The organism is Stenotrophomonas sp. CASM101, assembly GCF_049384845.1.
GTDB classification, from domain to species: domain Bacteria; phylum Pseudomonadota; class Gammaproteobacteria; order Xanthomonadales; family Xanthomonadaceae; genus Stenotrophomonas; species Stenotrophomonas hibiscicola.
Genome location: NZ_JBMRFR010000003.1, coordinates 14,925 through 37,457, shown reverse-complemented (window position 1 = coordinate 37,457; position 22,533 = coordinate 14,925). Strand labels below are relative to the sequence as shown.

General features: G+C 67.8%; 19 protein-coding genes. 8 read left to right on the top strand and 11 right to left on the bottom strand.

Annotated elements, in window-relative coordinates:
- Positions 1–91: 91 nt before the first annotated feature.
- Positions 92–2,866, bottom strand: coding sequence for a DNA polymerase I (gene polA / locus VG543_RS06430; RefSeq protein WP_155030347.1), 2,775 nt, complete (start codon positions 2,864–2,866; stop codon positions 92–94).
- A gap of 98 nt (positions 2,867–2,964) precedes the next feature.
- On the opposite strand from polA, the gene VG543_RS06425 reads away from it, so the two are divergent.
- Complete coding sequence (locus tag VG543_RS06425) at positions 2,965–3,249, top strand: DUF2782 domain-containing protein (RefSeq protein ID WP_005411628.1); 285 nt, start codon at positions 2,965–2,967, stop codon at positions 3,247–3,249.
- Positions 3,250–3,380: 131 nt separating this feature from the next.
- Here VG543_RS06425 and VG543_RS06420 read toward each other — a convergent pair whose 3' ends face one another.
- Positions 3,381–3,827: a universal stress protein gene (locus VG543_RS06420; protein ID WP_111102307.1), complete on the bottom strand. Its 447-nt coding sequence runs from the start codon at positions 3,825–3,827 to the stop codon at positions 3,381–3,383.
- A 183-nt stretch (positions 3,828–4,010) separates the two neighbouring features.
- On the opposite strand from VG543_RS06420, the gene VG543_RS06415 reads away from it, so the two are divergent.
- Positions 4,011–4,157, top strand: coding sequence for a hypothetical protein (locus VG543_RS06415; protein WP_195763046.1), 147 nt, complete (start codon positions 4,011–4,013; stop codon positions 4,155–4,157).
- 160 nt (positions 4,158–4,317) lie between these two features.
- On the opposite strand, the gene VG543_RS06410 is transcribed toward VG543_RS06415, so the two are convergent.
- From VG543_RS06410 to rpmB, 6 genes are all read right to left on the bottom strand, one after another.
- Positions 4,318–4,872 (bottom strand): hypothetical protein, encoded by a 555-nt coding sequence (locus VG543_RS06410; RefSeq protein WP_155030348.1) that lies wholly within the window; start codon positions 4,870–4,872, stop codon positions 4,318–4,320.
- 120 nt (positions 4,873–4,992) lie between these two features.
- Entirely contained in the window at positions 4,993–7,185 is a 2,193-nt protein-coding gene (gene uvrD / locus VG543_RS06405) for a DNA helicase II (protein WP_423178839.1), read from the bottom strand.
- Between the two features lie 9 nt (positions 7,186–7,194).
- The gene (locus tag VG543_RS06400) at positions 7,195–8,616 is read right to left on the bottom strand and encodes an FAD/NAD(P)-binding protein (protein WP_423178838.1); all 1,422 of its coding nucleotides are present in this window, start codon (positions 8,614–8,616) and stop codon (positions 7,195–7,197) included.
- Positions 8,617–8,661: 45 nt separating this feature from the next.
- Positions 8,662–10,080 carry a cardiolipin synthase gene (gene cls, locus VG543_RS06395; protein ID WP_014648869.1) on the bottom strand — a complete coding sequence of 473 codons (1,419 nt, stop codon included), beginning with the start codon at positions 10,078–10,080 and terminating at the stop codon, positions 8,662–8,664.
- A 237-nt stretch (positions 10,081–10,317) separates the two neighbouring features.
- Positions 10,318–10,485: a 50S ribosomal protein L33 gene (gene rpmG, locus VG543_RS06390; protein ID WP_169411268.1), complete on the bottom strand. Its 168-nt coding sequence runs from the start codon at positions 10,483–10,485 to the stop codon at positions 10,318–10,320.
- A gap of 10 nt (positions 10,486–10,495) precedes the next feature.
- Positions 10,496–10,732 (bottom strand): 50S ribosomal protein L28, encoded by a 237-nt coding sequence (rpmB, locus tag VG543_RS06385; protein WP_005411638.1) that lies wholly within the window; start codon positions 10,730–10,732, stop codon positions 10,496–10,498.
- A gap of 278 nt (positions 10,733–11,010) precedes the next feature.
- Here rpmB and VG543_RS06380 point away from each other — a divergent pair, with 278 nt between their 5' ends.
- On the top strand, positions 11,011–12,225 hold the full coding sequence (locus VG543_RS06380) for a nucleotide disphospho-sugar-binding domain-containing protein (RefSeq protein WP_423178837.1): 1,215 nt from the start codon (positions 11,011–11,013) through the stop codon (positions 12,223–12,225).
- Between the two features lie 13 nt (positions 12,226–12,238).
- Here VG543_RS06380 and dnaQ read toward each other — a convergent pair whose 3' ends face one another.
- On the bottom strand, positions 12,239–12,748 hold the full coding sequence (gene dnaQ / locus VG543_RS06375; protein WP_423178836.1) for a DNA polymerase III subunit epsilon: 510 nt from the start codon (positions 12,746–12,748) through the stop codon (positions 12,239–12,241).
- A 165-nt stretch (positions 12,749–12,913) separates the two neighbouring features.
- Positions 12,914–13,807 carry a LysR family transcriptional regulator gene (locus VG543_RS06370; RefSeq protein WP_329848770.1) on the bottom strand — a complete coding sequence of 298 codons (894 nt, stop codon included), beginning with the start codon at positions 13,805–13,807 and terminating at the stop codon, positions 12,914–12,916.
- Between the two features lie 108 nt (positions 13,808–13,915).
- Here VG543_RS06370 and VG543_RS06365 point away from each other — a divergent pair, with 108 nt between their 5' ends.
- The 5 genes from VG543_RS06365 to VG543_RS06345 all read left to right on the top strand — a co-directional run bounded on the left by VG543_RS06365 (position 13,916) and on the right by VG543_RS06345 (position 20,603).
- Positions 13,916–14,305, top strand: a complete 390-nt coding sequence (locus VG543_RS06365; protein WP_053498809.1) for a RidA family protein — start codon at positions 13,916–13,918, stop codon at positions 14,303–14,305.
- A 227-nt stretch (positions 14,306–14,532) separates the two neighbouring features.
- Positions 14,533–14,871: a hypothetical protein gene (locus VG543_RS06360; RefSeq protein ID WP_423178835.1), complete on the top strand. Its 339-nt coding sequence runs from the start codon at positions 14,533–14,535 to the stop codon at positions 14,869–14,871.
- A 56-nt stretch (positions 14,872–14,927) separates the two neighbouring features.
- Positions 14,928–16,181 carry a TolC family protein gene (locus tag VG543_RS06355; RefSeq protein ID WP_423178834.1) on the top strand — a complete coding sequence of 418 codons (1,254 nt, stop codon included), beginning with the start codon at positions 14,928–14,930 and terminating at the stop codon, positions 16,179–16,181.
- On the top strand, positions 16,178–17,383 hold the full coding sequence (locus VG543_RS06350; RefSeq protein ID WP_423178833.1) for an efflux RND transporter periplasmic adaptor subunit: 1,206 nt from the start codon (positions 16,178–16,180) through the stop codon (positions 17,381–17,383). Before VG543_RS06355 ends, VG543_RS06350 begins: the two co-directional genes overlap by 4 nt.
- Positions 17,384–17,393: 10 nt before the next feature.
- Positions 17,394–20,603, top strand: coding sequence for an efflux RND transporter permease subunit (locus VG543_RS06345; protein ID WP_423178832.1), 3,210 nt, complete (start codon positions 17,394–17,396; stop codon positions 20,601–20,603).
- A gap of 133 nt (positions 20,604–20,736) precedes the next feature.
- On the opposite strand, the gene VG543_RS06340 is transcribed toward VG543_RS06345, so the two are convergent.
- Positions 20,737–22,509, bottom strand: coding sequence for a DUF885 domain-containing protein (locus VG543_RS06340; protein ID WP_423178831.1), 1,773 nt, complete (start codon positions 22,507–22,509; stop codon positions 20,737–20,739).
- Positions 22,510–22,533 lie beyond the last annotated feature (24 nt).

The following is a 22,533-nucleotide window of genomic DNA, read 5'->3' as shown; positions in this document are numbered from 1 at the left end:
TTAATGAAATTCAATCGGGGCAACATTCATGGTCGAGTCAGAAACCCCCGACTCATGAACAAATTCACGTCGTTTTCGGCCCGGAATGCGGTCAGTGCGCTTCATCCCAGTTGCTGCCGACGCCCGTATCGACCACCAGCGGCACCCGCAGTTTGGCCGCTTGCGACATGCGTTCCACCACCTGCAAGCGCAAGTCTTCGACGAAACTGCTTTCGGTTTCGAACACCAGTTCATCGTGCACCTGCAGGATCATCCGTGCCGGTGCCCCGCTGTCGCGCAGCCACTGGTCCACATCCACCATCGCGCGCTTGATGATGTCGGCGGCTGTGCCCTGCATCGGCGCGTTGATCGCGGCGCGCTCGGCCCCGGCACGCAGGCCCTGGTTGCGGGCGTGGATGTCGTTCAGGTACAGGCGGCGGCCGAACAGGGTTTCCACATAGCCCTGGTCGCGGGCCTGCTGGCGCATCCGCTCCATGAAGTCGCGCACGCCCGGATAGCGGCTGAAGTACAGCGCCACGTAGTCCTGTGCCTGGCCACGGTCGATGCCCAGATTGCGGGCCAGGCCGAAGGCGCTCATGCCGTACATCAGGCCGAAGTTGATCGCCTTGGCGGCGCGGCGCTCGTTCGGGGTCACCTCCTCCAGCGTGCGCCCGAACACCTCGGCGGCGGTGGCGCGGTGCACGTCGGCGCCCTGCTCGAAGGCGCGCACCAGGCCCGGATCCTCGGACAGGTGGGCCATGATCCGCAGCTCGATCTGCGAATAGTCGGCGGCCAGCAGCTGGAAGCCCTCCGGCGCCACGAACGCGCGGCGGATGCGGCGGCCGTCCTCGGTGCGGATCGGGATGTTCTGCAGGTTCGGGTCCGATGAGGACAGGCGGCCGGTGGCGGCACCGGACTGGTGGTAACTGGTATGCACCCGGCCGGTGTCCGGGTTGACCATCTCCGGCAGCTTGTCGGTGTAGGTGCTGCGCAGCTTGGCCAATCCGCGGTAGTCGAGGATCACCCGCGGCAGTTCATGCTGGTCGGCAATCGCCTCCAGCGCCTCTTCATTGGTGCTGGGCTGGCCCTTCGGGGTCTTCACCACCGCCGGCAGCTTCAACTCGTCGAACAGCACCGCCTGCAACTGCTTGGGCGAATCCAGGTTGAAGCTGCGGCCGGCCAGCTCGGTGGCCTTCTGCTGCGCGGCCAGCATGCGCGAGGACAGGTCCTGGCTCTGCCGGCGCAGCTCGTCGGTGTCGATCCGCACGCCGTTGGCTTCGATGCTGGCCAGCACCGGCACCAGCGGCATCTCGATGTCGCGGTACACGCTGTCCAGCGCCGGCTCGGCCAGCAGCTGCGGCTGCAGCGCGCGATGCAGGCGCAGGGTGATGTCGGCGTCTTCGGCCGCATAGCGGCTGGCTTCGTCGATGCCCACCTGCGAGAACGGAATCTGCTTGGCGCCCTTGCCGGCCACGTCCTCGAACTTGACGGTGCTGTAGCCCAAGTAACGCAGGGCCAGCGAATCCATGTCGTGACGGGTGGCGGTGGAGTTGAGCACGAAGCTCTCGAGCATGGTGTCGTCGTGGTAGCCCTGCACGTCCACGCCGTGGCGGCGCAGCACATGCAGGTCGTACTTGCCATGCTGGCCCAGCTTCTTCTTCGCCGGGTCCTGCAGCGCCGGGCGCAGTGCGTCCAGCACCTGCTGCGCTGGCAGCTGGACCGGAGCCCCCGGGTAATCATGACCCACCGGAATGTAGGCCGCCCTGCCCGGCTCGACCGCCAGGCTGATGCCGACCAGGCGCGCGCGCATCGCGTCCAGCGCATCGGTTTCAGTGTCGAAGCTGATCAGGTCGGCCTGCTGCAGGCGCTCGACCCAGGCCTGCAGCTGCTCGGCGGTCAGAACGGTCTCGTATTCACCCGGCGCGGACAGTGCCGGATCCAGCGTGCCGGCGGCGGGCGCCTCGGCGCTGCCCCGCGCGAAGCCGGCCGCGGTACCGCGCAGGCTCGGGGTGGCCTCGCTGGCCGCTGCCGGCGCCGGCACAGGCGCACCCAGTTCCTTCAGGGCCTGGGTGAAGCCGTAGCGCGTATACAGTTCGGTCAGCTCCGGCACGTCCTGCTCGCGCAGCGCCAGGCTGGTCGGGCTGGCCTCGAGCGCCAGGTCGGTGCGGATGGTCACCAGCTCGCGGTTCAGCGGCAGGCGCTCCAGCGCGGCGCGCAGGTTCTCGCCGATCTTGCCCTTCATGGTCGGCGCGGCCGCCATCACCCCGTCCAGGTGCTGGTACTCGGCCAGCCACTTGGCAGCGGTCTTCGGCCCGCACTTCTCCACGCCCGGCACGTTGTCGACCGCGTCGCCCATCAGCGCCAGCAGGTCGACGATCTGATCGGCGCGCACGCCGAACTTGTCCATCACCGCCGCGTCGGAATCCATGCGGCTGCCGGTCATGGTATTGACCAGCTCGATACCCGGGCGCACCAGCTGGGCGAAGTCCTTGTCGCCGGTGGAGATGGTCACCTTCAGGTCCTGCGCCAGGCCCTGCAGCGCAAGCGTGCCGATCACATCGTCGGCTTCCACGCCGGGGATGCGCAGGATGCTGATGCCCAGCGCTTCGACGATGCGGCACATCGGCTCGACCTGGCTCCGCAGCTCATCGGGCATCGGCGGGCGGTTGGCCTTGTACTGGTCGTACAGGTCATCACGGAAGGTCTTGCCGGGCGCATCGACCACGAACGCGACGTAGGCCGGGCGCTCCTTCAGCGTCGAACGCAGCATGTTGACCACGCCGAACAGCGCGCCGGTGGGCTCACCCTGTGCATTGGACAGGGGCGGCAGCGCGTGGAACGCGCGGTACAGGTAACTGGACCCGTCGATCAGGACTAATCTGCTCATGCGCCGATTCTACGCGCCCGTGCCTGCACCGCGACGACACGGCACGCACCTGGCGATGGGGCATAATCAGGGCTCTCTCCAGGCAAAGGCCCCTGCCGATGAAGACCCTGATGCTGGCTTCCCTGCTCCTGCTCGCTGGCTGCGCCAGCATGGGTGGCGCAGGTGCTCCCCCGGTGGACGTCAAGGGCGCCGATGTCTCCAAGCGCACTATGGACAACGGCGATGTCATCGAGGAATACCGTGTGTCCGGCCAGCTGCGCATGGTCAAGGTGACGCCGTCGCGCGGTGCCCCGTTCTACATGTACGACAAGAACGGCGATGGCCGATTCGACAACGACAAGGATGGCGTGTCGCCGGTGTACTGGAAGCTGTACAGCTGGTGATGTGACCGGGGTCGGATCCCTGCAACTCAGTAGATCCACGCCATGCGTGGATCCACCCCGCCCCCCACAAAAAACAACGCCGGCGCGCATCCTGCGGCCGGCGTCGGGTCCCCTCCCCGGGAACACTTGAATCAGCGGATGACCAGCACCGGCAGCGTGCTGCGCGCCAGCACCTCGGCGGTCTGGCTGCCCAGCAGCACGCGGGTCATGCCCCGGCGGCCATGCGAGGTCATCACGATCAGGTCGCTGTTGCGCTCGGCCGCCGTCTCGATGATGCCGTCGGCCGCGTAGCGGTCCAGCACGTGCACCGGGTTGGCGGTGATGCCCTGCTCGGCGGCCTTGGCCAGCGCCGGCTGCAGCACCTTCTGCGCGCCTTCCTCGCGGTCGGCCTTGTACTCCGGGCTGTTCATGTAGCCCACGCTCCAGCCCATGGCGTCGTACATGCCGACGGCCCACGGCTCGGACACAGTCACGATATCGACCTCGGCATTGAGGTCCTTGGCCAGCTCCAGGCCCTTGGCCAAGCCCTTGTCGGCCAGCTCGGACCCGTCGGTGGCAATCAGGATGCGCTTGTACATGGTAGGGCTCCGTGGCGATCTGCCAGATGGGAACGACACCATTACACACCGGATGTGCAGGCTGCGCCTTGAGCAGGATCAATCCGGCGCCGCGCAGCGGCGTGTGCGCACCGCCGGCTTGCGTACCCGATCACTGCGGCGCAAGCTGGGTAGGCGGCGCCGCGCCGCCTTGGGAGAACCCGCATGCAGGACGGCAAGCCGACACCACGCTCCCCGCTAAGGATCATCCTGTGGAGCCTCATCGCCGCCTTCGTGCTGTTCTGCGGCGGTTATTACCTGGGCAAGGATCTTGCCCAGCGCGACAACGCCCGGCAGTCAGCCGGCCGATAGCCTGCTTCTGTAGAGCCGAGCCCATGCTCGGCTGCTTTTCCCGCCAGAAGCAGCCGAGCATGGGCTATGCCGGTCGTCCTGACCGGCACCCTTCGGGCCGTCGCAAGCGACGTTGGCAGCGGCTCCTGCCGCTACCTTCGGCTCTACATCAGGCCCGCCTTCAGGCGATCTGCACGATCCGCGCGTTCTGGCACAGCGGGTAGCTGGCCACGAACCCGTCAATCGCATCGCGCATCGCCTCGAACGATTGGCCGTACATGTACAGCGCGGTCTCGCTCGGGCCCTGCCACCAGCTGCAGATCTCGCCCAGGCCGTCGATGTTCTCCGACAGCTGCTCGAACACGTGGTTGGAATCGCACTGTTCGTAGACCTCGTCCGGCAGGTTCAGGCCATCCAGGTAGATGCCCAGGCCCTCGGTCACGCCGAAGCTGCGATCGGCTTCACCCGCGCCCTGGATCTTCGAGCCCTTCGGTGCACCCAGCTGCTCCAGCAGGTCGATCAGCTTGGGCACGCCATCGGCATCGACCAGCGCCACTTCGATATCGCCGTATTCGACCTCACCCAGGTCGGACATCGCCGTGCCGCCGCCGGTGATCTCGCCGACATTGGCCGCCTGCAGCAGCGCATCGAGTGGGTCCTCGAACAGTTCGTGGCGATGTTCGGGCTGCAGCCGGGCATTCAACGTCACGGTGACGTGCAGCGCGGGTTCGGTCATGGGAGCGTTCCTGAAAGAAGTGCCGCCTATTGTAGAGCCGAGCCCATGCTCGGCTGCTTTTGGCGGTAAAAGCAGCCAAGCATGGCTCGGCTCTACAGGAATTCCCGCCACTGACGGTGATCAGATCACCGTCAGGTTGGCGTAGGCCATCACCAGCCACTTGCTGCCGGCGTCGGCGAATTCGACCTGCACGCGGGCGTGCGCGCCGCTGCCTTCGTAGTCGGTCACCATGCCTTCGCCGAACTTGGGATGGGTGACCAGCGCGCCGAGCTTGACCGGCGGTGCCTCGATCGAGGCATGGCCCATCACCCGGCTGGCGCCCATCGAGGCCGGTCGCGAGACCTGCACCTTCGGGCGGACTTCGTGCAGCAGCTCGCGCGGAATCTCGCGCAGGAAGCGCGACGGCAGGCTGTAGTTGTCCTGGCCATGGATGCGGCGCGATTCGGCATAGCTCAGCACCAGCTTCTGGCGCGCGCGGGTGATGCCGACGTAGGCCAGGCGACGCTCTTCCTCCAGCCGCCCGCTTTCTTCCAGCGAACGTGCGCTGGGGAACAGGCCGTCTTCCATGCCTGCCAGGAACACCAGCGGGAATTCCAGGCCCTTGGCCGAGTGCAGGGTCATCAACTGCACACCGTCCTCGCCGGCCTGCGCCTGGCCTTCACCGGCCTCCAGCGCGGCATAGGCCAGGAACGCGACCAGCTCGTCCATGTCCTCGCCCACTTCCTCGACGTCGTCGGCGCGGCGCACGAAGCGCGAGGCGACCGATACCAGTTCGTCGAGGTTGTCGGTGCGCGATTCCGAGTCCAGCGAATTGCGGCTTTCCTTGCTCCAGTGCTCGCGCAGCTGCGAGCGGGCCAGCACGTGGTCCACGCGCTCGGCCAGCGTCATGTGCACGGTCTGCGCCTGCAGCTCGTTGACCAGCCCCAGGAAGCCGGCCAGTGCATTGCGCGCACGTGCGGCCAGCGCGCTGCCCTGGGTGACCAGCATCGTCGCTTCCCACAACGAAATGCCCTGCGCACGCGCCTCGCGGCGCACTTCGTCCAGCGTGCGGTCGCCGATGCCCCGGGTGGGCGTGTTGACCGCGCGCTCGAAGGCGGCGTCATCGTTGCGGTTGGACAGCAGGCGCAGGTAGGCCAGTGCATCCTTGATTTCGGCACGCTCGAAGAAGCGCATGCCGCCATACACCCGGTACGGCACCTGTTCACTCAGCAGCGCTTCTTCCAGCGCGCGCGACTGCGCGTTGCTGCGGTAGAGCACGGCCACTTCAGTGTAGCTGCCACCGTCGCGCACCCACTGACGGGCGCGCTCGACGATGTAGCGTGCCTCGTCCATCTCGTTGTACGCGGCATACAGGTCGATCGGCTCGCCGTCGCCGCTGTCGGTCCACAGCTGCTTGCCGATGCGGTCCGGGTTGTGCGCGATCACCGCGTTGGCGGCGCCGAGGATGTTGGCGGTGGAGCGGTAGTTCTGCTCCAGGCGGATGGTCTGCGCACCCGGGAAGTCGCGCAGGAAGCCCTGCACGTTCTCGACCTTGGCGCCGCGCCAGCCGTAGATGGCCTGGTCATCGTCACCGACCACGAACACGTGGCCGGAATCGCCGGCCAGCACGCGCACGAAGGCGTACTGGATGGCATTGGTGTCCTGGAACTCGTCCACCAGGATCTCGCGGAAGCGGGCGCGGTAATGCGACAGCAGCGCCGGGTTGTCGCGCAGCAGTTCGTGCGCGCGCAGCAGCAGCTCGGCGAAGTCGACCAGGCCTGCGCGGTCGCAGCGCGCCTGGTACTCGATGTAGGCCTGGCGCATGGTTTCCAGCCACGCATCGTGCGGTTCGGGCTGGATGTGCTGCGGGCGGCGACCTTCGTCCTTCTGCGCGTTGATCCACCACGCGATCTGCTTGGCCGGGTATTTGCCGTCGTCCAGTTCCAGTGCCTGTACCACGCGCTTGACCAGCCGCAGCTGGTCGTCCGAGTCCATCACCTGGAAGCCTTCAGGCAGCTTCGCGTCCTGCCAGTGCAGACGCAGCAGGCGGTTGGCCAGGCCGTGGAAGGTGCCGATCCACATGCCGCGGCTGCCATGGGGCAGCTGGGCGTCGATGCGGTGGCGCATTTCGCCGGCCGCCTTGTTGGTGAAGGTCACCGCGAAAATGCCGTGGGTCGGCACGCCATCGACTTCATGCAGCCAGGCGATGCGGTGGGTGAGTACGCGGGTCTTGCCGGAACCGGCACCGGCCAGCACCAGGTGGTGGCCGGGGGGAGCGGAGACGGCTTCGCGCTGGGCCGGGTTCAGGCCATCAAGCAGGTGGGAGACATCCATGCCCCCATTTTACGGCATCGCCGTCGCGGCTCCTGCGACCACTTCGGTGGCCAGCGCCTGCGCCTGCTGACGCAGTTCAGGCACCGCCAGGCTTTCCCACAGGCTGCCGATGCGCAGGCTGCCGAGCACGCCCAGCCGTGCCTGCGGCTGGCCACTGGCGCTGCGCAGGCGGTCGCCCGGCACCGTACTGTCCAGGCCCAGCCCATGCGGGCCGGGGCGTGCCAGGCCCTCGGCCTGCAGCTGCTGCAGCAACGGATTGCGCAACGCGTTGGCGCGGGTTTCCACGCCGGTGGCGTTGACCACACCGCCGATCGTCCAGTGCTGTTCATTGCCGTTGGCATCGCGACCCGACAGCCGCAGGGCATCGCCTTCGCGGCCGACGGATTGCAGGCGGGACCGGTGAATGCGCAGTTGGCCGCTTTCGGTCAGCGCCTGCAGCTGTGCGTCGACCTCTTCGGCGATGCGGTGGCGATGCACGTCCCAGTAGCGCACCACATGGCGCAGGAAACGACGCTGGTCGGCCTCGTCGAGGCTGCACCACAGCGCCTGCCCGTGCGGACGGATGCGGTCCATCACGCCCTGCCACGGCAGGCCATCGGCCTGCGCTTGACGGGCGAAGCCACGCAGCGCACGCAGGCGCTGGCGCAGGTTCATCGGCAGCAGCACCGCCGGATCGAAGCTGGGCAGGCCGCCGTGCGCGTGCGGCAACGGCAGCAGGCCATGGCGCGAGATCACATGCAGCGGGCCGGTATGACCGGCGGCGACCAGTGCCAGCACGGTGTCGGCCATGCTCAGGCCGGAGCCGACAATGGCCACGGCCTGGTCGCCGGCCAGGGTACGCACACCGTCGTAGTCCCAGGCCTCGATCACGTCATCGGCGGGCAGTGCGTCGGCACCAGCCACCGGCAGCGGTCGCATGCTGTTGCCGGTGGCGAGCACCGCCTGCGCGGCATGCAGCGTGCTGCCATCGCCGAGTGTCAGCTGGTAGCCGTGGTCATCCGGCTGCAGGCCCAGTACCGGCTGCGCGATCACCTGCAGCTGCGCCGGGCTCGCCGCGGCGGCCTCCTGCAGGCGCTGCTGCAGGTAGGCAGCAAAGTAATGGCGACACACGTAACGCTCGCCCAGCACCTCGCGCGCCTCGCCCGGGTAGGCGTTGGCAGCCGTCAGGTAGTCGAGGAAATCGCCGGGCTGGTCGGCAAACGCACTCATCTTTGCCGCCGGTACGTTCAGCAGGTGCTCCGGCCATGGCGTGGCATAAGCGATACCCTGGGCCAGCTGCGAGGCGGGTTCGAAGATGGCCAGCGCCAGCGGCGCGTGGGCCTGGCGCAGTACCTGGATCGCCACCAGCACCCCGGCCGCACCACCACCGATGATCGCCAGGTCCAGTTCGCCATTACGCGGTGAATCAGTCATGCGCCGATTGTAGGCCATCGGCGATGACGGGCCGGGTTGCCGAAGCGGGCGATTGCCGCCGCCTCACATCAACGCATCGGCCAGCCGTGCGATGCCTTCGCGGCTGCGCCGCCACGTGGGGCGGCTGCGCCACTGCTGCAGGTCCAGCTGCCGCGACTCGCGCAGGTAGCCATCCTCGATCGCACACAGCTGCTGCACCAGCGCGCGGTCGTAGCAGACCAGGCCGATCTCGGCATTCAGCGCGAACGAGCGGATGTCCATGTTGATCGAGCCGAGCACGGCGATGTCCTCGTCCACGCTCATGTGCTTGGCGTGCAGGAACTGCGGCTCGTACAGCGCGATGCGCACGCCACAGCGCAGCAGCTCGTCGTAGTACGCCTCCTGCGCCCACGAGGTCAGCCGCTGGTTGTTGCTGGCCGAGAGGATCAGCTGCACCTGCACGCCGGACAATGCGGCGATACGCAGCGCGCTCAACGTGGCCTCGTCGGGCACGAAATACGGGGTCACCATCACCAGCCGGCGCCGCGCCAGATGAATCAGCGCCGCAACCGCATCGCGCGCGTTGCTGTACGGGTAGGCCGGGCCGCTGGGCAGCAGCTGGGTGGCGATGTCGTCGCTGCACTCGGGCACATCGGCAATCACGTCCAGGCGCTGGCCGGTTTCCATGTACCAGTCGCTGGCGAACACCGCTTCCAGGTGCGCCACTGCCGGGCCACGCACGCGCGCCACCAGCTCGCGGTTCGGGTGGCCGGGCACGAACTGCGGGCCGGCCAGGTTCTGCGAACCGACATAGGCCACTTCGTTGTCGATCACCGCGATCTTGCGATGGTTGCGCAGGTCCATGCGCCCGCTGCGGCGCCAGCGCAGGCCGCCGGGCAGCATCGCGCGTACCTCGATGTCGCGCGCCTGCAGGCGCTTGCGATAGGCGCGCAGGCCGCGCTTGGCGCCCACCGCGTCGAGCAGCACGCGGCACTGCACGCCGCGTGCAGCCGCTCGCTGCAGGGCCTCGACAATGGCCTCGCCGACCGCGTCATCGAACATCAGGTAGTACAGCAGGTGCACGCGGTCTTCGGCCTGGTCGATGTCGGCAATCAGCGTGTGCAGCGATTCGTCGTAGTCGGTCAGCAGGTCGACGGCGTTGCCGTGCACCGGCATGAAATCGCCCTGGCGCTGCACCAGCGGCACGATTTCGGCGCTGGCGGTGTCCGGCTGCGGTGTCCAGCGCAGGCGATGCTGCAGCGCCTGTTCCTCGCGGATGACCTGCGAGGCCTCGGCCTGGCGGCGGATGCGCTCACGCGAAAGCCACGGGTGGCCGAACAGCAGGTACAGCGGCAGGCCCAGCAGCGGCACGAAGCCCACCAGCAGCAGCCAGCTGCGCGCCGCCCCCGGCGTGGTGCGGGTGGGAATCCAGCACAGCGCGACCAGCCGGATCAGCCAGTCGATCAGCAGCAGATACGAACCCAGCAACCACTCGAACAGCATCGCGTCGCCCGTCGGGAGGTGATGGGCCATTCTGCCCAGCAGGATTTGTAGAGTCGAGCCATGCTCGACTGCCTTTCGAACCGACGGCAGAGAGCCAGCGTGTCGACCAGGGTCGACAGCTACCGGGTGCGGGGAGAGCGTGCCGACCAACGGTCGGCACCCACCACCTGGATGCCAGGCATGAAAAAACCCGCCACAAGGGCGGGTTTCTTCGCGGGGATCAGCAATCCTTGCGGATTACTTGATCTTGCCTTCCTTGTACAGGACGTGCTTGCGCACGACCGGATCGTACTTCAGGAATTCCATCTTCCCCGGGGTGTTCTTCTTGTTCTTGTCGGTCGTGTAGAAGTGGCCGGTACCGGCCGAGGAAATCATACGGACCTTATCGCGCTTGCCTGCCATGATGCTTTACTCCTCAGACCTTTTCGCCGCGCGCACGCAGCTCAGCCAGAACGGAATCAATGCCGTTCTTGTCGATGGTGCGCAGTGCATGCGCGGAAACACGAAGCTTGACCCAGCGGTTCTCGCTGGCCACCCAGAAACGGCGCTCGTGCAGATTCGGCAGGAAACGACGACGGGTCTTGTTGTTGGCGTGCGAGACGTTGTTACCCGTCTGCACTCGCTTGCCGGAAACCTGGCATACGCGGGACATTGCGCACCTCGATAGTAGTAGTTGTCAGCCCGTAGCCCGGGAGACGGCGGCCTCGATGGTTGCCCACCACACGTCAAGAGAATCAAAGGGTTACGCTGGCGTTGGGCGGCCGGGGACGTGCTCCCGGGGGCGCCGCCCGGTAGAAAACCGGACACAGCGAGCCGCGCATTATGCACGGGTTCAAGCACTTGCGCAAGTTACCCACAGGCTGCGGCTGAACCGGCAGGGCCGGGAGCCCGTCAACCGGCATACTGGCCCGGATCACTGCGGAGCTTTCCATGCGGCTGCTGGCCCTGACCTACGGAACCGAAGGCGATACGCGCCCGCTGGCCATGCTCTGCCATGGGCTGATCGGCGCAGGCCACGCGGTGACACTGCTGGCCGATGGCGGCACCCTGGGCAGCGCGCAGGCCCTGGATGTGCCCCACGCGGCCCTTGAGGGCGACATCCATGACGAAGTGGTCGCCCTGGTGTCGCGTGGCAACGGTGTTGCCGCCGCCAGTTCCGGTCTGGCACGGATGGCGCTGCAGCATGTCAGCGGCTGGATGCGCCAGGCCGATGCGGCCGCAGAAGGCTGCGATGCGATTCTGACCGGTGGCCTGGCGGCCTTTGTCGGCATGAGCGTGGGCGAACGCCGCGGAATGCCGGTCATCGGCACCGGCATGATCCCGCTGACCCCGACGCGGGCCTTCCGCTCTCCGTTCCTGCCACCGGGACGCTCGCCGGGCTGGTTGAACCGCGCCAGCTATGGGCTGGTCAACGGCCTGATCTGGCGCCAGTTCCGCCGGCCGATCAACGCGGCACGCCAGCAACTGGGGCAATCGCCGCGTCGCGCGTTGTGGTCCGGCCTGCCGATGCTCTATGGCATCTCGCCGCAGCTGCTGCCGCCACCGGCGGACTGGCCGGCCGACCACATCGTCTGTGGCCAATGGCGGCTTCCTGATGCGCCCTGGACGCCCCCGGTCGATCTGCAGGCCTTCCTCGATGCCGGGCCGCCGCCGGTCTATCTGGGCTTTGGCAGCATGACCGGGTTTGATCGCGAGCGCGTGCTGCCGGCCCTGCTGCAGGCGCTGGCACCGCGCCGGGTGCTGCTGTTTCCAGGGTGGGCCGGATTGCCGACGGGTGCGCTGCCAGCAGATGTGTTCGTGCTCGGCCCGACGCCACACGAAGCACTGTTCCCGCATTGCGCACTCGCCATCCACCATGGTGGCAGCGGCACCACGCATTCGGCCTGCCGCGCCGGCATTCCCTCGCTGGTGATGCCGTTCGCCGCGGATCAGTTCTTCTGGGCCGATCGCCTGCATCGGTTGGGCGTGGCACCGGCACCGTTGTCACCGAAGCGACTGGATGCAGCAACGCTGGCGGCAGCCATCACCTTCGCTGAAACCGACGCAACACGCGCACGCGCGGCAGCCCTGGGCGCGGCGATGAGCCATGAGGACGGGGTGGCACGTGGCGTGGCAATGATCGAGCGCTGGTTGCGGCCGGTGTAACAGCGGCCAGGCCTCAGCGCAGGTGCGGAATCACCTGCGCCAGCAGATGGGCATCCTTGAGCGCGCCGTGCAGGCCGCGCTTGCTTGGGATACGCAGGCGCTGCAGCACGTCGTCCAGCTTGTTGCCCTGACCGGGCCAGCGCCCGCGCGCCAGCTTCAGGCTGCAGGTGACGCGACAGTGCTGGGCCAGCGTGCCGGGTATGCCAGCCAGGCGCAGCTCGTTGTCCAGGAAGCCCACGTCGAAGGTGGCGTTGTGCGCGACCATCTCGCTGCCGCGCAGGAAGTCCAGCAGTTCGGCGGCCTTGCTGGAAAACAGCGGCTTGCCCACCAGCATCGCATCGCTGATGCCATGCACGCGCTGTGCGCCCCAATCGACCCTGCGCTGCGGCTGCAGGTAGGTGTGGAACTGGCGACCGGTGAGCTGGCCATCGATCAGCTCGACGGCACCGATTTCGATCACCCGATGCCCCAGGCGGTGGGAGATGCCGGTGGTTTCGGTATCCAGTGCGACGATGCGACTCATGCGTAGCGATGGTTCCTGTTGCGTGCCGCGATGATTTTCGCATGCCTGCAGCAGGAAGCCCTCCCTGTAGCCGAACCCGTGCTCGGCTCACGCGCGAAGCGCGGGCCTTGAGCGTTGGAGCGAGAAGCAGCCGAGCGTGGGCTCGGCTCTACAGGTGCGTGTGCATCACCCCAGCGCTTCCACCACCCAATCGATGAACACCCGCAGCCGCTGGCTCATGTGCCGGTTCGGCGGGAACATCACGTGCATCGGCATCGGTGGCAGCTGCCAGTCCTGCAGCAGCGGCAGCAGTTCGCCACGCGCCACGTGCGGCGCGGCCATGTAGCTGGGCAGCGCGACCACGCCAAGCCCCGCCAACGCAGCGGCCAGATAGGCATTGCCGTCATCGAAGCCAACCGTATAGCGGCTCTGCACTTCTACGCGCTCCTCGCCGCGCTGCGCGCTGAACACCCGGGCCCGCCCACTGCGCGGGCTGAGGAAGCCGACCATGTGGTGGTCGGGTCCTTCCAGCGCGCGTGGATCGGTCGGCAGGCCGAAGCGCTGCACATAGCCGGGGCTGGCGTGGAAACCGATCGACAGCGCGCCGAGCGGTCTCGCCACCAGTGCCGGATCGGCCGGGGTGCCGCCGCGGATCACGCAGTCAACGTTGTCGGCGATGACGTCGACCTCGCGGTCACTGACGCCGATGTCCAGCTGGATCTCCGGGTAACGCGCCTGGAAATCCGGCAGTGCGGGTACCAGCCGCAACCGCGCGTAGGGCCCCGGCACATCCACGCGCAGGCGTCCGCGCGGCTGGGTGGCTGCATCGCCCAGCCCGCCTTCCACCTCGTCCAGCTCGGCCAGCAGCCGGGCGATGCGCGGGTAATAGGCCGCGCCATCGGCGGTGACGCTGACCCGCCGGGTGGTGCGGTTGAGCAGGCGCAGCCGCAGGTGCGCCTCCAGCTGCTGCACCAGCTGGGTGACCGTGGTGCGGCTGACCTGCAGAGTGTGCGCGGCGCGGGTGAAGCTGCCGGTTTCCACCACGCGGGCAAAGGCCCGCATCGCCTCGAAACGGTCCATGGCGGGCCATGATTGTTTGGGATTGGCAATCAATCTAGGCTGATCATCGCGGTTTATCCAGACAGCACTGGCGCGGAGGATGGCGTTCTCTCCCACGGATTCCTTCCCATGTCACAGCGTGATGTCGTTTTCCCCACCGGCCGCCAGGCCCTGTACGAGCGCAACCGCTACTCGCCGGCGATCCGATCCAGCGGTTTCCTGTTCGTCTCCGGCCAGGTCGGCAGCCGCGAGGACGGCTCGCCCGAACCGGACTTCGAAACCCAGGTGCGCCGCGCCTTCGAGAATCTCAATGCGGTGTTGGCTGCCGCCGGCTGCACCTTCGATGACGTGATCGACGTGACCGTGTTCCTGGTCGATCCGGAGAAGAACTTCGAGAAGGCCTGGGCGATCGTGCCCGAGTACTGGGGCGAGGCGCCGCACCCGACCCTGACCGGTATCGGCGTGACTTGGCTGTACGGGTTCCAGTTCGAGATCAAGGTGATCGCGAAGCTGCCGTGACCGAGCCCATGCTCAGCTGGTCGTGCAAAAGCAGCCGAGCGTAGGCTCGGCTCTACACACGCGCAGCCCGGTGTCCGACCCCACGGGCCGAAAAGCGTGCCGACCAAGGTCGGCACCCGCCAGGGCAGAAGGCCCCAGGCCGCCCACCTGAACGGGAGATTCCGACGTATTCCCGAAGCGGCCATTGATATTGTATCCGGCGAAAACCGCTTGTTAGCCTCCCCTTCATGCGCTGGATCACCCGCCACCTCCGTTCGACCCTGCTGATGCTGCTGATGGCGGCGTTCGTGGTCGTGCCGGTGGCCGACGTGCTGGCCTGCGCGGTCGAACCGCACGACACCACTGCGGTGCACGTGGAAAGCAACGCCAACGATGCCGAGGGTGACAGTGACGGCAAGCACGCCGGTGCCTGCAGCCACAACCACTGCCACCACTCCAACCTGAGCCTGCCGGCCAGCACCCTCGCCGCCTTCGGTGCGCCGCTGCCGGCGCGCTGGATGAATGCCGGCGACGCGGCGACCTATGCGGTCGCCCAGGATGAATTGACGCGTCCACCCCGGGCGTGAGTTGAGCGCGTCCCGCGATTGCGGGCTCCCGTTTCACTCACAACCGGAATCCCCCTATGTCGATCCTGACACCTCGGTCGCCGCGTGCGGCCGGGCTGGTCGTCGCTGTGCTGCTGGGCCTGGCCCCGGCGGCATCGGTGATGGCGCAAGCCGCCCCCTCCTACGACACCCTGCTTGAACGCCTGGACCAGCTGCCCGGCACCCGTGTGGGTACGGCACTGGCCGAGGCCGCCGATGCGCGCGCCGACCAGGCCCGTGCGCTGCCCAATCCCTCCCTTTCCTGGTCGGCTGAGAATGCCTGGGGCTCCGGCACCTACCGTGGCATGGGCAAGGCCGATACCGTGCTCACCCTGTCCCAGCCGCTGGAGGTCTGGGGCCAGCGTGGCGCGCGCGTTCGTGCCGCCCGGGCCGAGGCACAAGCCGCTGCCCTGCGTGGTTCGCAGAGCCGCAGCGATGTCGCCAGCCAACTGGCGGCGGTCTACGCACAGGCGGAAAGTGCACTGCGCCGCTACACCCTGGCCAAGGAAGCACTGTCACTGACCCGCGATGACGCCAACGCCGTCAACGCCATGGTCAAGCAGGGCCGCGAACCACAGCTGCGCGCGGTGCAAGCGCAGAGCGAAGTAGCCAATGCCATGGCGTCGCTGGATGAAGCACAGGCGTTCCGCGATGCCGCGCTGGCCCGCCTGGCCGGCACCGCGCTGCTGGATGCGCCGGTGCAGTCGATCGACAACAGCCTGCTCGATCGCGCACCGCCGCTGCCGCGCGGTGCCACCGATACCGCACTGGCAGTGCGCATTGCCGAAGCCGAAGCCGATGCGGCGAGCAAGCTGGTCGACGTGGAGCGCAAGCGCGCCCTGCCCGACCTCAGCGTCACCGCCGCACAGACCCGCTTCCGCGAAGGCGGCGAGCGTGCCTACAACCTCGGGCTCAGCCTCAGCATCCCGCTGTTCGACCGTAACCGCGGTGGCATCCGCGCCGCCAATGCCGACCAGCGCGCGGCCGAGGCACGCCTGGACCAGCAGCGCCGCGACAGCGAGGCCGCACGCCTGTCCGCCGTGGCCGGGCTGAAGGCGGCCGGCAGCCGCACCCGTGCCGCCGATGAAAGCGTGGTCGCCGCCGAAGAGGCCTACCGCCTTGCACGCATCGGCTTCGACGCCGGACGCATCTCGCAGCTGGAACTGCGCAGCACGCGCAGCGCCCTCATCGCCGCCCGCGGCGCCGCCGTGGATGCGCGCCTGTCGCGCGTCGGCGCGGAAATCGATCTTGCCCGCCTTGAAGGGCGCGCACCTTTTGTGGAGGCACCATGACTCTCTCCCGTACCTTCCCGCTGATCGGCGGCGTGCTGCTGACCGTGCTGCTGGCCGGCTGCGCTGGCAACGCGCAGACACCTGCAAATGAAGACCCCGCCCCGGCCAAGGCGGGCACCGACGATGGCCATGGCCACGCGACCGACAGCAAGGAAGCCAAGGCGGAAGCCGCCAAGGCGCCGGCTGACGCCGATGAAGGCGTGGTGCCGCTGACCCCGGAGCAGATCAAGGCGTCCGGTATCGAGGTGGTCGCCATCGGCCGCGGTGGCGGTGGCTCGACGCGCCTGTCCGGCCGCGTCGAGCCGTCGGTGGGCGCACGTGCCTCGGTGGCGTCGACCGTGACCGGCCGCGTCGAACGCGTGCTGGTCGCACCGGGCACCGCAGTGAAGCAGAACCAGGCCCTGGCCATCGTGGTCAGTGGCGAAGCGGCGGTGTTCCGCGCCAATGCGCTGGCCGCATCCGCCGAAGCCGAGGCCGCACGCCTGGCCTATGGCCGCGACAAGGCACTGGTCGACCAGGGCGTGGTCGCGCGCCAGGAGCTGGAAGCCTCGCGCGCACGTTCGCTGGCGGCACAGGCCCAGGCCGCTGCCGCGCAGGCCCAGGCCGCCGCCAACGGTGCGCCCGATGCCAGTGGCCGCGTGCGCATCACCAGCCCGGTGGCCGGCATCGTCGGCAACGTGCAGGTCACCCCGGGTGGTGTGGTCGCTGCCGGCAGCGCAGTCGCCGATGTCGCCGACCCGTCGATGAACGAGCTGGTGTTCACCGCACCGCCGGCGCTGGCCGCGCAGGTCACGCCGGGCATGAAGCTGGAAGTGAGTGTGCCGGGGGGCAGCTTCACCGCCACCGTCACCGGCTCGGCCGCCGATGTCCGCCAGCAGGGCGGCGTCGCGGTGATCCGCGCCACGCCGGTGGATGCGTCGCTGCCGCCGGCCGGTTCGCCGGTGTCGGCCGTGGTGGTCACCGAAGGCCAGGACGGCTCGCTCAGCGTGCCCGCCGATGCGGTGCAGAACGTCGATGGCAGCAGCGCGGTGTTCGTCGCCGTCGAAGGCGGCTTCAAGGCGCAGCCGGTACTGGCCGGGCGTCGCGCCGGCGACCGTATCGAGATCCTCGGTGGGCTGACCGGCAACGAGCGCATCGTCGGTGCCAACGCCTTCCTGCTCAAGGCCGAACTGGCCAAGGGCGAAGCCGAGCACGGCCACTGAGGAGGCGACCATGTTCAAGCTGATCATTGAAACAGCGGTGCGCCACCGCTGGCTGGTGGTGTTCATGGCCGCGCTGATCGCGGCCGTGGGCCTGTTCCAGCTGGGCAAGCTGCCGATCGACGCGGTGCCGGACATCACCAATCGCCAGGTACAGATCAACACGGTGGCGCCGGCGCTGACCCCGGAGCAGATCGAGCGGCAGGTGACCTATCCGCTGGAAACCGCGCTGGCCGGCATTCCCGGCCTGACCACCACCCGTTCGCTGTCGCGCAATGGCTTCTCGCAGGTCACCGCGATCTTCACCGATGCCACCGACATCTACTTCGCCCGCCAGCAGGTAGCCGAGCGCATGCGCGAAGCGTCGGAAGACCTGCCCGATGGTGCATCACCGATGCTGTCGCCGGTCACCACCGGCCTCGGTGAAGTGCTGATGTGGACGGTGGACTTCACCACGTTCGACCCAGCCAAGCTGGCCAAGCCCGGTGAAGCCGGCTGGCAGGCCGGTGAGGTCTACCGCACACCGGAAGGCAACCTGCTGCGCACGCCGGAGGAACGCGCGACCTACCTGCGCACCGTGCAGGACTGGATCATCGCGCCGCAGATGCGTTCCAGTCCGGGGCTGGCCGGCGTCGATACGGTTGGCGGCTACGTCAAGGAGTACGGCGTGCATCCGGACAGTGCCAAGCTGGCCGCGCACGGCCTCGGCCTGGCCGACCTGGTCACTGCCCTGCAGCGTTCCAACGTGCAGGCCGGTGCCGGTTTCGTGCAGCGTGCCGGCGAGGGCCTGGTGGTACGTGCCGACGGCCTGGCGCTGACCACCGACGACCTGGCACAGGCGCCGGTGGCGACCCGCAATGGCGTGGTGGTGCGCGTGGCCGATGTGGCTGACGTCGACCTGAGCCGCGCGCCGCGGCTGGGTGCGGCCAGCCGCAATGGCCATGAAGCCGTGCTGGGCACCGCGCTGATGATCGCCGGTGGCAACAGCCGCACCGTGGCGCAGGCTGCGGCCGCACGCCTGGAACAGGTGAACACGTCGCTGCCGGCCGACATCGTGGCCGCGCCGGTGCTGGACCGCAGTGTGCTGGTCAATTCCACCATCAAGACCGTGGCCCGGAACCTCACCGAGGGCGCGCTGCTGGTGGTGGTGGTGCTGTTCCTGCTGCTGGGCAATCTGCGTGCGGCGACGATCACTGCGCTGGTGATTCCGCTGTCGTTCCTGTTCGCAGTGATCGGCATGAACCGCTTCGGCATCAGTGGCAACCTGATGAGCCTGGGTGCACTGGACTTCGGCATCCTGGTGGACGGTGCGGTGATCGTGGTCGAGTCGACCCTGCTGATGCTGGGCCAGCGCCGCGCCGAACTGGGCCGGGCGCTGACCGCGATGGAACGGCTGCGCGTGGCCGCCGATTCTGCGCTGAAGATGGCGCGCCCGGCGGCGTTCGGCCAGCTGATCATCCTGCTGGTGTTCGCGCCGATCCTCACCCTGGAAGGCGTGGAGGGCAAGACGTTCCACCCGATGGCGGCCACCTTCATGCTGGCCCTGGTCGGTGCCTTCCTCTTCTCTTTCACCTTCGTGCCGGCGATGGCCGCGCTGCTGGTGCGCGAGCCGAAGCTGAAGGACGGCGAGGCACACAGCGATGATGGCGAGCACGAAACCAGGCTGATACGCGTGCTGCGTGCGCGCATCGAGCCGGTGATCCGCAAGGCCGTGGCGCATCCGCGCACGGTGGTGGCCGGTGCGGTGATGATGGTGGTGGTGGGCATCGGCTCGTTCTCGCTGCTGGGCCGTGAGTTCATGCCGACGCTGGACGAAGGCAACGTGGCGATGCAGGCGTTGCGCGTGCCATCGACGTCGCTGGAGCAGTCACTGGCCATGCAACTGGCGTTGGAGAAGGTGATTGCCAAGCAGCCGGAAGTGGAGACGGTGTTCTCGCGTACCGGTACCGCCGAGGCGGCGATCGATCCGATGCCGACCAATATCTCCGACAGCGTGATCGTGCTGAAGCCGCGAGAGGACTGGCCCGATCCGAAGCTGGACAAGGAAGCACTGGTGGCACGCTTCGAGAAACTGGCCGGGCAGCAGCTGGGCAACAGCTTCGAGTTCAGCCAGCCGATCGAACTGCGCTTCAACGAGCTGATCTCCGGCGTGCGTACCGACCTGGCGGTGATGATCTTCGGCGATGACTTCAGCCAGCTGCAGAAGGTGGCCGACCAGGTGGCGCTGAAGCTGCGTGCGGTGAACGGCGCGGCCGACGTGCGGGTGGAACAGATCTCCGGCCTGCCTACGCTCAACGTGGCGATCGACCACGTGGCGGCGGCTCAGTACGGCCTGACCGCTGCGGACGTGAGTGATGCACTGTCCACCGGCATTGGTGGCACGGCGGCGGGCAAGATCTTCGAAGGCGACCGCCGCTTCAACGTGGTAGTGCGCCTGGACGACGCGTCACGCAACGATCCGGACCAATTGGCCTCGCTGCCGATCGCCACGCCGTCGGGGTTGGTGATTCCGTTGTCGTCGGTGGCGCGCATTACGGTGAGCGAAGGGCCGAACCAGATCAGCCGCAACAACGGCAGCCGCCGCGTGGTGGTGCAGGCCAATGTGCGCGGTCGCGACCTGGGGGGTTTCGTCGGCGAGGCACAGGCCGCGGTGGCCGACGTGGCACTACCGCCGGGAGCCTACCTGACCTGGGGCGGCCAGTTCGAGAACCTGCAGCGCGCGGAGAAGCGGCTGGCGACGGTGGTACCGGTGGTGTTCCTGCTGATCGGCAGCCTGCTGTTCATGGCGCTGCGCAGCGGCAAGGAAGCCATTCTGGTGTTCAGCTGCGTACCGTTGGCGCTGGTCGGCGGCATCCTCGCACTGCTGCTGCGTGGCATGCCGTTCTCGGTGTCGGCAGCGGTGGGTTTCATCGCGGTATCCGGCGTGGCCACGTTGAACGGCCTGGTGCTGATGCAGGCGATCCGCGAGCGCCTGGACGCCGGTGACTTGCCGCTGCAGGCGGCGATCAACGGTGCCTCCAGCCGCATCCGCGCAGTGCTGACCACGGCGCTGGTGGCGATCGTCGGTTTCATTCCGATGGCGATTGCCAGCGGTTCGGGTGCGGAGGTGCAGAAGCCGCTGGCGACGGTCGTGATCGGTGGCCTGATCACCGCCACCGTGCTGACCCTGCTGGTGCTGCCGACGTTTGCGGCACGGGTGGCCAAACCGCGGGCGGTGGGCTGAAAGACCACGGAGTCGGATCCTGTGATCCGACCCCGTTTCCCGATCCCTGGTAGTGCCGGCCGCTGGCCGGCACTGTCGAACAATTGCGGTGCATGCGGGTTGCCGGCCAGCGGCCGGCACTACCCTGGTGCGGTCAGGCCTTCTTGCGCTCGGCGATGTAGGCCTGGATCTGCTGTTCCAGCACGGGCAGCGGCACCGACCCCTGCTTGAGCAGGGTGTCGTGGAAGCCCTTGATGTCGAACTTGTCGCCCAGTTCCTTCTCGGCCTGCGCACGCAGACGCACGATGGCGATCTCGCCCAGCTTGTAGCTCAGCGCCTGGCCTGGCCAGGAAATGTAGCGGTCCACTTCGGTGGTCACTTCATGCTCGCTCAGCGCGGTGTGGTCACGCAGGTAGGCCAGCGCCTGCTCGCGGGTCCAGCCCTTGCTGTGCACGCCGGTGTCGATCACCAGGCGCGCAGCGCGCCACATCTCGTAGGTCAGGCGGCCGAAATCCTCGTACGGGGTTTCGTAGATGCCCATCTCCACGCCCAGCTTCTCGCAATACAGCGCCCAGCCTTCGCCATAGGCGGAGATGTAGGCGTTGCGGCGGAACTCGGGCAGGTTCTTCTGCTCGGCGGCAATGGCCCCCTGCAACGCGTGGCCCGGATCGGATTCATGCAGGGTCAGCGCCGGCAGGTTGTACAGCGGGCGCGACGGCAGGTTGTAGGTGTTGAGCCAGTAGGTACCCATGCCACCGCGGCCGGCCGTCCAGAACGGTGCGATGTCCGGCGGCACCGGCACGATGGTGAAGCGCGCGCGCGGCAACGTCATGTACTTGCCCAGCTGGCCATCGGCCCGCTTGGAGATCCACGCGGCGCGTGACAGCAGCTCTTCCGGCGTCTTGGCGTAGAACTGCGGATCGGTACGCAGGAAGGTCAGGAACTCGGCGAAGCTGCCCTTGAACTTCACCTGCCTGATGATGTCGTTCATCTCCTTCTGGATGCGTGCGACTTCCTCCAGGCCGATGCGATGGATCTCGTCCGGCGACAGGTCCAGCGTGGTGTATTCGTGGATCTGCTGCCGGTAGTACGCCTTGCCATCGGGCATCGCTTCGGCGGCCAGGGTGGTGCGCGCCTGCGGCACGTACTCGTTGACGAAGAAGGTGCGCAGCTGCTGGAACGCCGGCACCACCTTGCCGCTGATCGCTTCACGCGCCTGCGCCTGCAGCCTGGCCTGTTCTGCGGCCGGCATGGTGGCGGGCAGCTTCTTGAACGGCGCGTACAGCGGCGATCCGGTCGGGTCCTTCAACTCGGCGACGGTGGCGATGGACACCTCGCGGCCATCGAGCACCGCGCGCGGCACGCTGAAACCACGCTTCAGGCCGGCGCGCATGTTCTCGGTCTGCTGGCCGAAGTAACGCGGCACGTCGTTCAGCCGTGCGATGTAGTTCTGGTAGTCCTGCACGGTCTTCATCTCGCGCCGGGCCATGAAGGACAGGTTGGACCAGAACGAGGAGTCGGCGTTGAACGGCATCTCGTAGGCGCGCAGGCGCACTTCCTCGGCCAGGTTGAACACCTGGTCGTGGTAGATCGCGTAGTTGACCTGGTTGTCCGGCGACAGGGTCTTCGGGTCGATCTTCTTCAGCGCGGCCAGGGTCTCGTCCCACACCTTCAGGCGCGCCTGCTGCGCGGCCGGGCCGACGTCGGGCATGCGGGTGGCATTGGCCGGGGCGTCCTCGTCCTCGCTGGCCTCGCCGCCGCCATCCTGGCGCCACTTCCATTCCTTCTCGTACACCGCACGGAAGGCGGCGTCGGCGGGCGATTCGGTGGCCACGCTGGCCGGCGCGGCGGTGGCGGGCGGTGCAGCCAGGGCCACAGCGGGGGCGGACAGGGCGATCAACAGGGCAACGGCAAGACGGGTTTTCACGAGCACAGGTTCCCGGGAAGGCAG

What these genes read in the sequence shown, in the direction of transcription:
- VG543_RS06420 (WP_111102307.1), bottom strand. Translation starts at nt 3,827, where the DNA reads ATGTACAAGCGCATCCTGATTGCCACCGACGGGTCCGAGCTGGCCGAC.
- VG543_RS06355 (WP_423178834.1), top strand. Translation starts at nt 14,928, where the DNA reads ATGTCGATCCTGACACCTCGGTCGCCGCGTGCGGCCGGGCTGGTCGTC.
- VG543_RS06380 (WP_423178837.1), top strand. Translation starts at nt 11,011, where the DNA reads ATGCGGCTGCTGGCCCTGACCTACGGAACCGAAGGCGATACGCGCCCG.
- VG543_RS06370 (WP_329848770.1), bottom strand. Translation starts at nt 13,807, where the DNA reads ATGGACCGTTTCGAGGCGATGCGGGCCTTTGCCCGCGTGGTGGAAACC.
- VG543_RS06365 (WP_053498809.1), top strand. Translation starts at nt 13,916, where the DNA reads ATGTCACAGCGTGATGTCGTTTTCCCCACCGGCCGCCAGGCCCTGTAC.
- VG543_RS06400 (WP_423178838.1), bottom strand. Translation starts at nt 8,616, where the DNA reads ATGGCCTACAATCGGCGCATGACTGATTCACCGCGTAATGGCGAACTG.
- VG543_RS06425 (WP_005411628.1), top strand. Translation starts at nt 2,965, where the DNA reads ATGAAGACCCTGATGCTGGCTTCCCTGCTCCTGCTCGCTGGCTGCGCC.
- rpmB (WP_005411638.1), bottom strand. Translation starts at nt 10,732, where the DNA reads ATGTCCCGCGTATGCCAGGTTTCCGGCAAGCGAGTGCAGACGGGTAAC.
- dnaQ (WP_423178836.1), bottom strand. Translation starts at nt 12,748, where the DNA reads ATGAGTCGCATCGTCGCACTGGATACCGAAACCACCGGCATCTCCCAC.
- VG543_RS06350 (WP_423178833.1), top strand. Translation starts at nt 16,178, where the DNA reads ATGACTCTCTCCCGTACCTTCCCGCTGATCGGCGGCGTGCTGCTGACC.
- VG543_RS06345 (WP_423178832.1), top strand. Translation starts at nt 17,394, where the DNA reads ATGTTCAAGCTGATCATTGAAACAGCGGTGCGCCACCGCTGGCTGGTG.
- cls (WP_014648869.1), bottom strand. Translation starts at nt 10,080, where the DNA reads ATGCTGTTCGAGTGGTTGCTGGGTTCGTATCTGCTGCTGATCGACTGG.
- polA (WP_155030347.1), bottom strand. Translation starts at nt 2,866, where the DNA reads ATGAGCAGATTAGTCCTGATCGACGGGTCCAGTTACCTGTACCGCGCG.
- uvrD (WP_423178839.1), bottom strand. Translation starts at nt 7,185, where the DNA reads ATGGATGTCTCCCACCTGCTTGATGGCCTGAACCCGGCCCAGCGCGAA.
- VG543_RS06410 (WP_155030348.1), bottom strand. Translation starts at nt 4,872, where the DNA reads ATGACCGAACCCGCGCTGCACGTCACCGTGACGTTGAATGCCCGGCTG.
- VG543_RS06415 (WP_195763046.1), top strand. Translation starts at nt 4,011, where the DNA reads ATGCAGGACGGCAAGCCGACACCACGCTCCCCGCTAAGGATCATCCTG.
- VG543_RS06360 (WP_423178835.1), top strand. Translation starts at nt 14,533, where the DNA reads ATGCGCTGGATCACCCGCCACCTCCGTTCGACCCTGCTGATGCTGCTG.